The sequence below is a fragment of the Mycobacterium sp. 48b genome (assembly GCF_048282725.1).
GTDB lineage: Bacteria > Actinomycetota > Actinomycetes > Mycobacteriales > Mycobacteriaceae > Mycobacterium.
In genome coordinates this window covers 2,889,465-2,903,384 of sequence record NZ_JBLVUL010000001.1, presented here as the reverse complement: position 1 = coordinate 2,903,384, position 13,920 = coordinate 2,889,465, and the positions used below count along the sequence as shown (strand labels likewise).

Sequence of the window (13,920 nt, the reverse complement as noted above, 5' to 3'; positions counted from 1 at the left end):
TCAGCCGTTCGACAGGTCAGTCACCGGGCGACCGTTGAGCGCATTCGCAAGCTGTGGGGTGAGCACGTCGAGTGCGTACAGCATGGCGCTGGGCCCGCTGTAGGTCAACGCACCGTTGAGGTTGGACTCGAAATTCGTGTACAACGTCCGCCCGTCACGAACCACTCCGAGACGCGCAAAGGCCGGCGAGGCCAGCATCTGATCTTTGCCGGCGCCGGCGACGAACAGGACGTCGTGATCGAGCAACTCGAGTTTCTCCTCGCTGACATCTCCATCGACATCCTGGGTCTTGAAACCGAGCGCGTTGAACACCGCGCGCCGAGGATCGTTCTGCGGCAACAGGTAGTGCCCACCGTTCTCGGGTCCTTGATCTACCACCAGCGTCTTGCCGTCGAATTCCGGATTGGCCTTGCGTGCTTCATCGACCCGGCCCTGAACCTTCTCCACGAGCGCAGTGGCTTCCGCCTCCTTACCCAACGCTTTACCCGTGGTGAGCAGTTGGACGTTCCACGGTGTCTCTTCGTCGGCGTAGTCAGCGGACTGGATAACCGTGGGCGCAATCTGGGAAAGCCTGTCGTAGGTCGGCCGATCGATCGACTCGTAGATCGCGAAGATCAGATCGGGCTTCTGTGCCGCGATCGCCTCGAAATCGATTCTCATCACTACCCCAGGTCGGTATGGACTTGCCGTCGGTGACCGAGGTAACCCACGGATACTTGCTGTAATTCTCCTCGAAATCTCGCGTACTGACCGGAATCACACCGAACGGCAGCACGAAATCCTGATCCGTCCACCCGACGGTGACCACCCGGTGTGGAGTTTGAGGCACCTTCGTCTCACCGAACTTGTGTGCAATGGTCACGGCATCCGCTTGCGGCGTCTGCGTATCGCCAGACCCACACGCTGTCAGCACTCCTGCCGACAGCACGACGGCCGCGACGGCGCGGCCCCAATGACGCAATTTCAGACGCACAATTCCCCCTCGGCCGGACGACTCCGACGGAGCATAGCTTGGTTAGGCTAGGTTTACCTCTCTCACTTCACGCCGCCCGGGCACCCGTGACGCTCACGGGCCGATGCGCACGGAGGTTAGGGTGACAACGTGTCCGATTCAGTGTTGGTCAGCGTCGACGATCACATCGCAGTCATCACCGTCAACGACCCCGATCGCCGCAATGCGGTGACCTTCGAGATGTCGGCGGCCCTGCGCGCCGCGGTCGAGGCCGCCGAGGCCAACCCCGATGTGCACGCCGTGATCGTCACGGGAGCAGGCAAGGCATTCTGTGCCGGCGCCGACCTGACGGCGCTCGGCGAAGCCACCGAGGACGGGCTGCGCAAGATCTACGACGGGTTCCTCGCGGTCGCCAACTGCACACTCCCGACCATCGCCGCGGTCAACGGCGCTGCCGTGGGCGCCGGCCTCAATCTGGCGCTGGCCGCCGACGTCCGAATCGCAGGCCCGAATGCGCTGTTCGATCCGCGGTTCCAGAAGCTGGGCATCCATCCCGGCGGCGGCGCCACGTGGATGCTGCAGCGAGGCGTCGGCCCCCAGGTGGCCAGGGCGGCCCTGTTGTTCGGCATGCGCTTCGACGCCGAGTCCGCGGTGCGCCATGGGTTGGCGCTGTCGATCGCCGAGGATCCTGTGGGCGCCGCACGCATGCTCGCCGCGGGCCCCGCCGGCGCTCCGCGCGACGTGGTGATCGCCACGAAAGCCTCGATGCGGGCCACCGCCAATCCGGGAACGGTCGACACCGATCAGCACGGGACCGCCGTCGACATCGAACTCGGTCCGCAGGCCCGCTCCATCGAATCCCCGGAATTCGCAGAGCGTTTGGCCGCCGCCAAGCGCAAGTAGCCGCTCCGGCTCTCCGCTACAGGTCGATCACAGCCAGCTCGGGCGCCTCGATCAGCGCACGCAGGTCACGCAGGAACGCGGCAACCTGCGCACCGTCGACGATGCGATGGTCGAACGCACACGTCAGTGACATGGTGGGGCGGGCCACCACAGCCCCGTCGACCACGACCGGCCGCGGTTTCATCGAGCCCATTCCCAGAATGGCTGCCTCCGGATAATTGATCACCGGCACACCGTCGTCCAGTCCGAGTGCGCCGAAGTTCGACACGGTGAACGTCGACCCGCTCAGCTCGGCGGGGCTGAGTGTTCCGGCTCTGGCCCGCTCGATCAGCCGGGTCACCGCGGTGGCCAACTCTCGGGTCGTCATCGACTGCGCGTCGCGGATCACCGGGACCAGCAGTCCGCGCGGTGCCGCCACGCCGAATCCCAGGTGTACGGCCGGGTGCCGGTGAATCTGTGGGCCTTCGGCGGTTTCGAGCCAGGTGGAGTTCAGCATCTGATGGCGTCCGAGCGTCAGGACCAGCAGTCGCAGCGTCAGCACGAACGGCGTGGCAGGCAGTTCCGCGTCGGCGCTCTTGACACGGTCACGCAGCTGCAGCAACGCGGAGCAGTCCACGTCCACCCGGGCATGAGCATCCGGGATTTCCTTACGCGACAACGACATCCGTCGGGCCATCGCGGCCTGGACCCCACCGACGTCGACGATGTCCGAACCGCCCGCGGCGGCCAGCACGTCGTCACGGGTGACGATCCCCTCGGGCCCGGATCCCGGTGCCAACTTCTGGAGGTCGACGTGCAGGTTGGCGGCCAGTTTGCGGACCGGCGGTTTGGCCCGTGCCCGCGGGCTGCCCGTCGTCGCCGCGCGCCTGCTGACATCCATCGTGTCGTCTGTGCCATAACCCACCAGGACCGACTTACGGGGCGTACCGGCATTTTTCGGGGCTGCGGTTGATGCAGCGGCCGGCTCACGGGTGTCGATCCGAACCAGCAGTGACCCGACCATCAAGGTGTCCCCCGCTGCGCCGCCGAGCTCGAGCACCTGGCCGGCGAACGGGCTGGGGATCTCCACCTCGGCCTTGTTGGTCTCGACCGTACACAACGTCTGATTGAGCTCGACGGTGTCGCCCACAGCCACACTCCAACTGGTGATCGTGGCGTCCTGCAGTCCCTCACCGAGGTCAGGAACCAGGAACTCCCGGTTCACGGCTGTCCCACCGCGCGCTCGACGCAGTCGAGCAACCGGTCGACGCCGGGCAGCCAGACCTTCTCCAGCCGCGCCGGCGGGTAGGGGGTGTCAAAACCGGTGGCACGCAACACCGGTGCCTCGAGGTCATAGAAGCACTCTTCGGAGATCCGGGCAGCCAGCTCGGCCCCGAAGCCCAGCGTGCGCGCCCCCTCATGCATCACGACGGCTCGGCCGGTGCGCCGCACCGACGCGGCCACCGTGTCGAAATCGAGCGGGTTCAGTGAACGCAGATCGACAACCTCGAGGCTCCAACCGCGTTCGTCGGCCAGGGCGGCGGCGTTCAGCGCGGTGGCCACCAGTCCGCCGTAGGTGATGACGGTGACGTCGGTTCCGTTGCGCCGCACCATCGCCTGGCCGATCGGCGGCGCCGGTGCACCGGTGTCGACGAGTTCACGTGCCCAGTACCGCCGCTTGGGCTCCAGGAAGATCACCGGGTCAGGGCTGCTGATCGAGTACCGCAGCAGCCAGTACGCGTCGGACGGGGTCGACGGTACGACCACCTTGAGGCCGGCCGTGTGCAGCCAGTACGACTCGGTGGACTCCGAGTGGTGCTCCACCGCCCCGATGCCGCCAAACGACGGAATCCGCACCGTCACACCCATGTTGATGTCCCCGTGGGTGCGCATCCGGTACTTGGCCAGGTGACTGGCGATCTGGTCGAAAGCCGGATAGCTGAACCCGTCGAACTGGATCTCCGGCACCGGGGCGAACCCGCGGATCGCCAGTCCGACAGCCACCCCGATGATCGCCGATTCAGCCAGTGGGGTGTCGAAACACCGCTGGGCACCGAAGGTCTCGGCCAGTCCCTCAGTGACCCGGAACACCCCGCCGAGGGTGGCGACGTCTTCGCCGAACACCAGCACATGATCGTCGGCGACCATCGCATCGTGCAGCGCACGGTTGATCGCCGCCACCATGGTCAGTTCGGCGGTCGCCGGCAAGGCTGCCTGCGGTGCCGATCGGACCGAGGTGAAGTCAGGCTCCCACGGCTCGGGCGAATCACCTTGAGCGGCAGGACGATCGATGATCAGTGTCACGGGTCTCACGCCTCCTTCGCCAGTTCCGCCAACAACTGATCGCGTTGGCGCGCCAGATCAGGGGTGATCTCGGCGTACACGTTGTCGAACAGTTCGGCCGGGTCGGCGTCTGGCGACCCGACGAGCGAGTCACGCAACTCGGCGCACAGCCGTCGTGAGCGGGCGGCGACGCGCTGCTCCAGTCGATCGTCGAGCACGCCGGCGTTCTGCAGATAGGTGCGGTACCGCGCGATCGGGTCGCGGGCGAGCCACTCGTCGACCTCGTCGGCCGAGCGGTAGCGGGTGGGATCGTCGGAGGTGGTGTGCGGGCCCATTCGATAGGTGACGGCTTCGATGAGCGTGGGACCGGCCCCGGCGCGGGCCCGTTCGGCGGCCTCGGCCATCACCGAGAAACAGGCCAGCACGTCGTTGCCGTCGACGCGGATACCCGGTATGCCGTAACCGATGGCCCGGTGCGCGATCGACGGCCCGGCCTGTTGCTTGCTCACCGGTACCGAGATCGCCCACTGGTTGTTCTGCACGAAGAACACGCATGGCGCGTTGAACACCGAGGCCAGGTTGAGCGCCTCATGCGCGTCACCCTCACTGGTGGCGCCGTCGCCGAGGAAGGCGACCGTGACCGAATCCTCGCCGAGACGCTGGGCGGCCATCGCAGCGCCGACCGCGTGCAGTCCGTGGGTGGCGATCGGTATCGCGATCGGGGCGATGCACCGGCTGGTGAACTCGAGACCCCCGTGCCATTGGCCGCGCCATATCGCGCCCATCTGCCCCGGGGTGATCCCGCGCAGGAGGAAAGCCCCGATCTCGCGGTATTGCGGGAACAGCCAATCGGACTTTCGAAGGCAGGCGGCGGCCCCGATCTGCGCGGCCTCCTGGCCGCGGCACGACGCGTACAGCGCCAGCTCACCCTGGCGCTGCAGATTGACGAACTCGACGTCCAGGTCACGAGCCACGACCATCGATTCGTAGAGCCAGGCCAGGGTCTCGTGGGGCAGCTCGCGGCTATAGCGCGTCTCGCTCGTGGGAGACCCGTCGGCGTCGACCAGACGCACCGGATCCATATCGACACTCAAGGGTGCCGAGAGCCGATCAGCCATGCCGCCTCCTTCTCGGGTGACGGCATGTCGCGCCGCCAGTCCATGAGGTGCTCAGAGCAGCGGCGGTACGCGCAAAACCCCTGGTGAGAGGCCTCCGGCTAGTTGCCTGGGTGTGGCGCTAGCTGGACGATCCGCTCGGCCCGTCGCAGCACTGGGGCATCCACCATTATGCCCTCGAAAGCGAAAGCGCCACGCTGATCTGCCGCTGCGGCCAGCACGTGTCGTGCCCACCGCACCTGCTCGTCCGAGGGGGCATAGCCGTCCCGGATCACCGCGACCTGGGTCGGGTGCAGCGCCACCTTGATGTCGAAACCGACCGCGACGGCGTCGTCGACCTCACGGCGCAGTCCGTCGAGGTCCTTGATGTCGATGTACACCGAATCCAGCGCCAGCTTCCCGTAGGCCTTGGCTGCCAGCAGCGACTGCGACCGAACGTGCTGGGCGACCTCGCGGTAACTGCCGTCGGGGTAGCGGTTGGCGGTGCCCCCGAGGAACCCGAACAGATCCTCGGCACCCCAGAACACCCCGACGGTGTTGGCCGCCGCGGCGGACTCGGCGATCTTGAGCGCACCCAACGGGCTCTCCACGATGAACACCACCTCCAGCGGCGCCAAAGCAGTGATCTGCTCTGCCGATTCACACTTGGGCAGCATCACGGTCGTGTACGGGGTGCGTTTCAGCGCCTCGAGATCCAGCCGTTGTTCCTCGGTGCCACCCGGGTTGATCCGGATGACCGTGCGGTTGGGATCGAGGGGGGTGTTGACGATCGCTTCGCGCGCCGCGGGTTTGTCCCCCGCCCCGTCCTCCAGATCGAGGATGACGACATCGGCTGCCGCGGCGGCTTTTTCGAAGCGTTCCGGTCGGTCGGCGGGGCAGAAGATCCAGGCCGGGCCGGCGTTGTCCAAGGGCACTTAGCTCTCCTCGCTGGGCTTCTTGCGCATCATCGCCTTGCGGGTGGCGGTCGCGACGACGTCACCGTGCTGATTGCGTCCGGTGTGCACGAAGGTCACGATGCCTTCGCCGGGACGACTCTTGGATTCGCGCTTATCGGTGACGACGGTTTCCGCGTACAGGGTGTCGCCGTGGAACATCGGCTTGGGGAACGCGATGTCCGAGAAACCGAGGTTCCCGACGGTGGTGCCCTGGGTCATCTGCGTGACCGACAACCCCACCAGCGTGGCCAGGGTGAACATCGAGTTGACCAGGCGGGCGTTGAACGGCGGCTGGGTGTCCGACCAGGCGGCGTCGAGGTGCAGCGCCTGGGTGTTCATGGTGACGGTGGTGAACAGCACGTTGTCGGCCTCGGTGATGGTCCGGCCCGGCGCGTGCACGTACCGCACCCCGGTCTCCAGCTCCTCGTACCACAGCCCACGCTGCGCAATTACTCTCTCTTCTGCGTCGCTCACAACCCAGCCTCCCGCGCGATCAGCATCAGCTGCACTTCCGTTGTCCCCTCACCGATTTCGAGAATCTTGCTGTCCCGGTAATGGCGCGCTACCGGGTACTCGTTCATGAAACCGTAGCCGCCGAAGATCTGGGTGGCGTCGCGGGCGTTGTCCATCGCGGCCTCGCTGGACACCAGCTTGGCCACGGAGGCTGCCTTCTTGAACGGCTTGCCGGACAGCATCAGTGCCGCGGCGTCGTAGTACGCGGCGCGGGCGGTGTGCGCACGGGCCTCCATCCGGGCGATCTTGAAGGCAATGGCCTGATACGTGCCGATCGCCGCACCGAAGGCCTGACGTTCCTTGGCGTACTTCACGCATTCGTCGACACAGCCCTGCGCGACGCCGACCGACAGCGCCGCGATGGCGATGCGGCCCTCGTCGAGGATGCGCAGGAAGTTGGCGTAGCCGCGGCCACGCTCGCCGAGCAGGTTCTCGGCAGGCACCCGCACGTCGTCGAAGCTCAACGGGTGGGTGTCGGAGGCGTTCCAGCCGACCTTGTTGTAGGCCGGTTCGGCGGTGAACCCTTCGGTGGGCACGGGCACCAGGATCGAGGAGATCTCCTTCTTGCCGCCGTCACGCTCACCGGTCACGGCGGTCACGGTCACCAGCTTGGTGATGTCGGTGCCGGAGTTGGTGATGAACTGCTTGGAGCCATTAATGATCCAATGACCGTCGTCCATCTTCGCGGTGGTCTTGGTGGCACCGGCGTCACTGCCGCCACCGGCCTCGGTCAGGCCGAACGCGCCCAGTGCCTTGCCACTGGCCAGCAGCGGCAGCCATTCCTGCTTCTGCGCCTCGTTGCCGAAGCGGTAGACCGGCATGGCGCCCAGCGAGACCCCGGCCTCCAGCGTGATGGCCACGCTCTGGTCGATCTTGCCCAGTTCCTCCAGTGCGAGGCACAGCGCGAAGTAGTCGCCGCCCATGCCGCCGTACTCCTCGGGGAACGGCAGGCCGAACAATCCCATGTCCGCCATGCCGGAGACGACCTCGTAGGGGAACGAATGTTCCTCGTCGTGCTTGGCGGCCACCGGGGCGACCACGCTCTGGGCGAAGTCGCGGACGGTCTTGGCCAGTTGCGCATAGTGATCCGGCAGGGTGCCGGTCGATAAAAAGCTTGAGTAGTCGCTCATCCTGCAATCTCCTGTGTGTGAGCGGTGATTCGAGCCAGTGGCTGACCCACCTTGACTTGGTCGCCGACGGCGACGAGTAGTTCGGCCACACCGTCGATCGGTGCGGTCAGGGCGTGCTCCATCTTCATCGCCTCCACGGTGACCACCGTGGTGCCGGCCGTCACCTCGGCACCGGTGGTGACGCCCACGGCGACAACCGATCCCGGCATGGGGCTGACGAGTTCGGCGTCGCCGCTGTGCTCGTCGTCGGGTCGCACCGGCGCCTCGCGGACCTCCTCGACGACATAGCTGCGACCCGCGCCAGCGAGCCAGAGCTGACCAACGCCCCCACTCAGCTGCGTGGCGACCAGATACTCGGTACGCATGCCATCGAGGGTCACGGTGAACTGGCCACCGGCGAAAGTAGCACTCAGAGTGTGAGTTTCGCCGTTCTCGACTGTCGCGGTGGCCTCGCTCGGCACGCCGGTGAGATACACGTGGTCGGCTCGATCCCCGGTTCGCAGCCGGAAGGCAGCAGGCGCCCGCTCCCCCACCCGCCAGCCGGTCGGGCGGGCCCACAGGTCATCGCCTGCCTGCGCCCAGTTGCTGATCCACTGGTAGGCCGCCGCGGCGATCAGTTCCGCGTCGCCGAGGGCCTTGGGTGCGAAATCCGGTGCGCGACGGTCCAGCAGGCCGGTGTCCAAGCGGCCCGCGGCCACATCCGGATCGGCCAGCAGGAAGCGCAGGAACTCGGCGTTGGTGGTCAAACCCAGCACTGCGGTGTCGGCCAGCGCACGGTCCAGCTTGTGCAGCGCCGCGGTCCGGTCGCCGGCGTAGGCGATGACCTTCGAGAGCATCGGGTCGTAGTCGCTACCGACGACGGTGCCCGCGGCCAGGCCGGAATCCACCCGCACGCCGGGCCCGCCGGGCTCACGCAGCCCGAGCACCGGCCCGCCGGTCGGCAGGAAGCTGTTGGCGGGATCCTCGGCATAGACGCGCGCTTCCACGGCGTGCCCGGTCATGACGATGTCGTCCTGGCCGAGCGCGAGCTTCTCACCCGCCGCGATCCGGACCTGCTGCTCCACCAGGTCGACTCCGGTGACCATCTCGGTGACCGGATGTTCGACCTGCAACCGGGTGTTCATCTCCATGAAGAAGAACTCGTCGGGCGCATCGGCGGACACGATGAATTCGACGGTGCCGGCGCCCGTGTAATCGACACTACGCGCGGTATCGCAGGCGGCCGCACCGATGCGGGCCCGGGTGGCGGGATCCAGCAGCGGCGACGGCGCCTCCTCGATGACCTTCTGGTGCCGGCGCTGCAGGCTGCATTCCCGCTCGCCGAGGTGAATCACGTTGCCGTGGCCGTCGGCGAGCACCTGCACCTCGATGTGCCGTGGCCGCAACACAAATCGTTCCAAAAACAGGGTGTCGTCGCCGAACGCGGCAGCGGCTTCACGACGGGCGCTCGCCAATGCGGCCGGCAGATCGTCGGCCCGCTCGACCACGCGCATGCCCTTGCCGCCACCACCGGCCGACGGCTTCACCAGAACAGGGAAACCGACCTCAGGCGCACCCGCGATCAGATCCTCGTCGGTCAGGCCCGGACGCGATATGCCGGGAACAACGGGGACACCGAACGCCGAAACCGCCGCCTTGGCCGCGATCTTGTCCCCCATGGTGGCGATCGCCGACGCGGGCGGTCCGATGAAGGCGATGCCCGCAGCCTGTAGCGCCGCGGCGAACTCGGCGTTCTCGGAGAGGAATCCGTATCCGGGGTGTACGGCCTGCGCGCCGGTGCGCTGCGCGGCAGCGACGACGGCGTCGATGTCCAGGTAGCTCTGCCGAGCCGCGGCCGGCCCCAGGCGGACAGCCGCATCTGCTTCTGATACATGGCGTGCTCCCGCGTCGGCGTCGCTGAACACCGCGACCGACCGGATGCCCATGTCCCGCAGGGTGCGGATCACCCGTACCGCGATCTCGCCGCGGTTGGCGACGAGAACTGTGTCGAAAGTTGTCATCTGATCATCACATCCGGAATACGCCGTAGGAGACCGGCTCCAGCGGAGCCTGGCCGACAACCGAAAGAGCAAGTCCGAGCACCGTTCTGGTGTCGGCCGGGTCGATCACCCCGTCATCCCAGAGCCGGGCGGTCGAGTAATACGGGTTGCCCTGGTGCTCGTACTGGGCCCGGATCGGCGCCTTGAACTGTTCTTCTTCCTCGGCGCTCATGTCGCCACGCACGGTCGCGAGAACGGAAGCAGCCTGCTCGCCGCCCATCACCGAGATGCGGGCGTTGGGCCACATCCACAGGAACCGCGGCGAATAGGCCCGCCCGCACATCGAATAGTTACCCGCACCGTAGGAGCCGCCGATCACCACGGTCAGCTTCGGCACCCGGGCGCAGGCCACCGCGGTGACCATCTTGGCGCCGTGCTTGGCGATGCCCGAGGCCTCGTAGTCGCGGCCGACCATGAACCCGGCGATGTTCTGCAGGAACAGCAGTGGGGTCTTGCGCTTGTCACACAGTTCGATGAAATGCGCTCCCTTGAGCGCGGACTCGCCGAACAGCACACCGTTGTTGGCGACGATGCCGACCGGGTGGCCGTGGATGCGGGCGAACCCGGTGACCAGAGTGGTGCCGTACTCGGCCTTGAACTCGTTGAACTCGCCGCCGTCGACGACGCGGGTGATCACCTCGTGCACGTCATACGGCACGCGGGCGTCGACGGGAACCACGTCGTAGAGCTCGGTCTGGTCGGCGACGGCGTCCACGGTCGGCGCCACAGCCCATGGCGGCGCTTCGGCAGGCCCCAGGGTGGCGACGATGTTGCGCACGATCCGCAGCGCGTCGCGGTCGTCGTGGGCCAGGTGGTCGGTCACGCCCGAGGTCTTGGAGTGCAGGTCCCCTCCGCCGAGGTCCTCGGCGGTGACAACCTCACCCGTGGCGGCCTTCACCAGCGGCGGACCGCCGAGGAAGATCGTGCCCTGGTTGCGGACGATGACGGCCTCGTCGCTCATCGCGGGCACGTAGGCCCCGCCGGCGGTGCACGACCCGAGCACGGCGGCGATCTGGGCGATACCCTGCGCGCTCATCGTGGCCTGGTTGTAGAAGATGCGGCCGAAGTGCTCACGGTCGGGGAAGACCTCGTCCTGACGCGGCAGGAACGCACCGCCGGAGTCGACCAGATAGATGCACGGCAGCTTGTTCTGCAGCGCGATCTCCTGGGCCCGCAGGTGCTTCTTGACCGTGACCGGGTAGTACGTGCCGCCCTTGACGGTGGCGTCGTTGGCGACGATCAGACATTCCCGGCCGGAGACCCGGCCGATGCCTGCGATCATCCCGGCGCCGGGACATTCGTCGTCGTACATCCCGTCCGCCGCCAGCGCGGCGATCTCCAGGAATGGACTGCCCGGGTCCAGAAGACCGTCGACGCGGTCGCGGGGCAGCAATTTACCCCGGTCGACGTGACGTTGACGGGCCCGCTCGGGGCCGCCGAGGGCGGCGGTGGCGAGCTTGGCGCGCAAGTGCCCAACCAGCGCCAGATGCTCGTCGCGGTGCGATGACAAGGCAGCTCCCATTTCGGTTAATGACAACTAACTCGTGATAGGTTAGTTTTCATTAACTGAGTTGTCTACCCTCCGGAGGCGCCATGTCCGACAGCGCCGTCACCCGTCGCAGCAAGGCCAAATCCGATCGCCGCGGCCAGCTGATCGCTGCCGCCGAACGGCTTGTGGCCGAACGCGGTTATCTCGCGGTGCGCCTGGAGGACATCGGCTCGGCCGTCGGCATCAGCGGACCTGCCATCTACCGGCACTTTCCCAACAAGGAAGCGCTCCTGGTCGAGCTCCTGGTGGGGATCAGTACCCGGCTGCTCGCCGGGGCGCAGGAAGTCACCGCACGGACAGACGACCCCGCCGAATCACTCGACGATCTGGTGGACTTCCACCTCGACTTCGTCTTCGGCGAATCCGACCTGATCCGCATCCAGGATCGCGACCTGGCCCACCTGCCCGATGCGGCCAAACGACAGGTGCGCCGCGCCCAGCGGCAGTACGTGGAGATCTGGGTGACGGTCCTGACCCGGCTCGACCCGGATCTGGTGGAGGACGATGCCCGGGTAATGGCCCACGCCGCGTTCGGCCTGCTGAACTCCACCCCGTACAGCGTGAGACCCGCTGTGCCCAAAACACATTCACGCGCGGTGCTGCGCCGGATGACGCTCGCGGCGCTCACCTCCGGCTAGACGCCGAACGCCTTGATCAACCAGCGGGTCATGGCATCCACCAGAACCGCGCGGTTCTCGCGCTTGATGATCTCGTGACCGTCGTCGGCGAACGTCAGCATCTCCACGGTGCGGCCCAGCGCGCGCAACGCGTCGAACATCTGCTGCGATTCGCTCGGCGGCACGTTGGTGTCGTTGGCACCGTGCACCAGCAGCAGCGGCGCCGTCAGCGCATGTGCCCGCAGCAGCGGCGAGAGCCTTTCCAGCAGCTCCCGGTCACCGACCGGATGACCGTATTTCGGATAAGCCGCCGCCGCGATCCACGGCTCGGTGTTGCGGTAGAAGGTGTTCAGATCGCTCATGCCGCAGATGCTGATCCCTGCCGCGAACAGCTCCGGGTGAAATGTCAACGCCGCCTGGGTCAGATAACCGCCGTAGGACCACCCGCAACAGGCGATTCGATCGGCGGCGGCGTAGCCGTTGTCGACGAGGTAGCTCACGCAGTCGGCGACGTCGTCGATGGCCGCGAACCGCAACTCCTTGTCGTCGGCATGCATGAACGCCCGGCCGAAACCACCGGATCCGCGCACATTCGGTGTCAGCACGGTGATCCCGGCTTCCAGCAGCTGCGGATAGAACTCGTTGTAGTCGGGTCGTGACTGCCCCTCCGGGCCGCCGTGCAGGAAGATCATCGCCCCGATCGGTTCGCCGTCAGGTTCGTACAACCAGGCGTTGAGTTCCAGCCCGTCGCGCGCGGCGATTCGCGCCAAAGTCGGTGTCCCGGTGAGCGGGCCGACGCTCGGATCGCGGTCGATCCGCTCCCATTCGCGGGTCCGTGGGTCGACGAGTTCGACCGTGGGCGGCAATGACGGCCCCTGGACCGTCATCGCCACCATCGAGCCACCGGCACTGATGCTCAACTCGGTGGCGACCATACCCGGCAACGGAATCGGCTCGGACAGCGTCCCGTCGGCGTACTGAAGGATCTGCAGTTCGCTGCAACCGTCGATGTTCCACAGCATCGCCACCGTCGACAGATCATCACTGACCACGAACTCGTCGAGCTCATAACCGGGACGCTCGGCAACGACGTAATAGCCGACCCCGTCGGCGGTGACGGTCACTTCGAGCAATCGGGCATGCGACGCCCCGTTCTCGCTCCGAATCAGCGCCCGCACATAGCCATCCGTGCTGTCGGCACTGTAGAACTTGGCCGGCTCGACCAGTGACATCGCGTCCCCGTCGAATCCGGTGCGCATCCGGCGGGGTTGGTGATCGTCGAGGATCACGCCGATATCGGTGGTGGAGCCCGGATCGTAGGGCAGCAGACCGATCTCGGTGAGCCCCCACAGCATGATCAGCTCCCGGTAGCCGCGTGGACCGACCCGCACCAGAGAAGCGCCGGCCCACGAATCCACCAGGCGGCCACCCGAACGGCGGTCGAGAACGACGATGTCCCCCGAGGCGGGCTCGATCAGGCAGGAACTACCCACGCCGTCCTCGCCGGTGAGGATCGCCGCCACCTGTGTCCCGTCCCAACCGATCAGTTCCGCGGTGCCCTCGGCGACATCGGGCGGCCAGTGATCGATGCGACGCGCGTCACGGTCGTCCGGGTCGGTGGTCACCACCCAGATCTGGGTGCGCGACGCACCGTCCGGGGCCACCTCGCAGGCCAGCCAGTGGCCGTCGGCGGAGTGCATGACTTTCGTCACGGGCCCGACCACGGGCAGTTCGACGTCGCGCGAGGAGCTGGCGCGCCATCCGCGCAGGAAGCGCTGCACCGCCCGGGGATAGCCGCCATCGTCGACCAAGTGGGCAAATGCCGTCGCATCCGGTGACAGCGACGCGCCGTAGTTCACCCGCACATGCCGATCCGCGGCCACCTCGCGTCCTCCTGTCACCTAT

At 66.9% G+C, this 13,920-nt stretch carries 12 protein-coding genes; 2 read left to right on the top strand and 10 right to left on the bottom strand.

Translation table 11 applies throughout. From position 1 onward, the window contains the following. Nucleotides 1–660: an ABC transporter substrate-binding protein gene (locus tag ACNQR1_RS14190; protein WP_418046864.1), complete on the bottom strand. Its 660-nt coding sequence runs from the start codon at nucleotides 658–660 to the stop codon at nucleotides 1–3. A gap of 442 nt (nucleotides 661–1,102) precedes the next feature. Between ACNQR1_RS14190 and ACNQR1_RS14185 the strand changes: the two genes are divergently transcribed. Further along, nucleotides 1,103–1,855 (top strand): enoyl-CoA hydratase, encoded by a 753-nt coding sequence (locus tag ACNQR1_RS14185; protein ID WP_418046863.1) that lies wholly within the window; start codon nucleotides 1,103–1,105, stop codon nucleotides 1,853–1,855. Nucleotides 1,856–1,871: 16 nt separating this feature from the next. Here ACNQR1_RS14185 and ACNQR1_RS14180 read toward each other — a convergent pair whose 3' ends face one another. The 8 genes from ACNQR1_RS14180 to ACNQR1_RS14145 all read right to left on the bottom strand — a co-directional run bounded on the left by ACNQR1_RS14180 (nucleotide 1,872) and on the right by ACNQR1_RS14145 (nucleotide 11,371). Next, on the bottom strand, nucleotides 1,872–3,059 hold the full coding sequence (locus tag ACNQR1_RS14180; RefSeq protein WP_418046862.1) for a dihydrolipoamide acetyltransferase family protein: 1,188 nt from the start codon (nucleotides 3,057–3,059) through the stop codon (nucleotides 1,872–1,874). Continuing rightward, nucleotides 3,056–4,138 (bottom strand): alpha-ketoacid dehydrogenase subunit beta, encoded by a 1,083-nt coding sequence (locus ACNQR1_RS14175; RefSeq protein WP_418046861.1) that lies wholly within the window; start codon nucleotides 4,136–4,138, stop codon nucleotides 3,056–3,058. The genes ACNQR1_RS14180 and ACNQR1_RS14175 overlap by 4 nt, the downstream gene beginning before the upstream one ends. 5 nt (nucleotides 4,139–4,143) lie before the next feature. Further along, complete coding sequence (gene pdhA, locus ACNQR1_RS14170; protein WP_418046860.1) at nucleotides 4,144–5,235, bottom strand: pyruvate dehydrogenase (acetyl-transferring) E1 component subunit alpha; 1,092 nt, start codon at nucleotides 5,233–5,235, stop codon at nucleotides 4,144–4,146. 98 nt (nucleotides 5,236–5,333) lie between these two features. Beyond that, on the bottom strand, nucleotides 5,334–6,146 hold the full coding sequence (locus tag ACNQR1_RS14165; RefSeq protein WP_418046859.1) for an HpcH/HpaI aldolase/citrate lyase family protein: 813 nt from the start codon (nucleotides 6,144–6,146) through the stop codon (nucleotides 5,334–5,336). Further along, nucleotides 6,147–6,641 (bottom strand): MaoC family dehydratase, encoded by a 495-nt coding sequence (locus tag ACNQR1_RS14160; RefSeq protein ID WP_418046858.1) that lies wholly within the window; start codon nucleotides 6,639–6,641, stop codon nucleotides 6,147–6,149. Further along, nucleotides 6,638–7,810 carry an acyl-CoA dehydrogenase family protein gene (locus tag ACNQR1_RS14155; RefSeq protein WP_418046857.1) on the bottom strand — a complete coding sequence of 391 codons (1,173 nt, stop codon included), beginning with the start codon at nucleotides 7,808–7,810 and terminating at the stop codon, nucleotides 6,638–6,640. The genes ACNQR1_RS14160 and ACNQR1_RS14155 overlap by 4 nt, the downstream gene beginning before the upstream one ends. After that, nucleotides 7,807–9,810 (bottom strand): biotin carboxylase N-terminal domain-containing protein, encoded by a 2,004-nt coding sequence (locus ACNQR1_RS14150; RefSeq protein WP_418046856.1) that lies wholly within the window; start codon nucleotides 9,808–9,810, stop codon nucleotides 7,807–7,809. Before ACNQR1_RS14150 ends, ACNQR1_RS14155 begins: the two co-directional genes overlap by 4 nt. A 7-nt stretch (nucleotides 9,811–9,817) precedes the next feature. Then, entirely contained in the window at nucleotides 9,818–11,371 is a 1,554-nt protein-coding gene (locus tag ACNQR1_RS14145; RefSeq protein ID WP_418046855.1) for a carboxyl transferase domain-containing protein, read from the bottom strand. A gap of 71 nt (nucleotides 11,372–11,442) precedes the next feature. On the opposite strand from ACNQR1_RS14145, the gene ACNQR1_RS14140 reads away from it, so the two are divergent. Further along, entirely contained in the window at nucleotides 11,443–12,036 is a 594-nt protein-coding gene (locus ACNQR1_RS14140; RefSeq protein WP_418046854.1) for a TetR/AcrR family transcriptional regulator, read from the top strand. Here the strand turns inward: ACNQR1_RS14140 and ACNQR1_RS14135 are convergent. Beyond that, the gene (locus ACNQR1_RS14135; RefSeq protein WP_418046853.1) at nucleotides 12,033–13,916 is read right to left on the bottom strand and encodes an alpha/beta fold hydrolase; all 1,884 of its coding nucleotides are present in this window, start codon (nucleotides 13,914–13,916) and stop codon (nucleotides 12,033–12,035) included. The two genes, ACNQR1_RS14140 and ACNQR1_RS14135, sit on opposite strands and share 4 nt — an antisense overlap. Nucleotides 13,917–13,920: the final 4 nt, after the last annotated feature.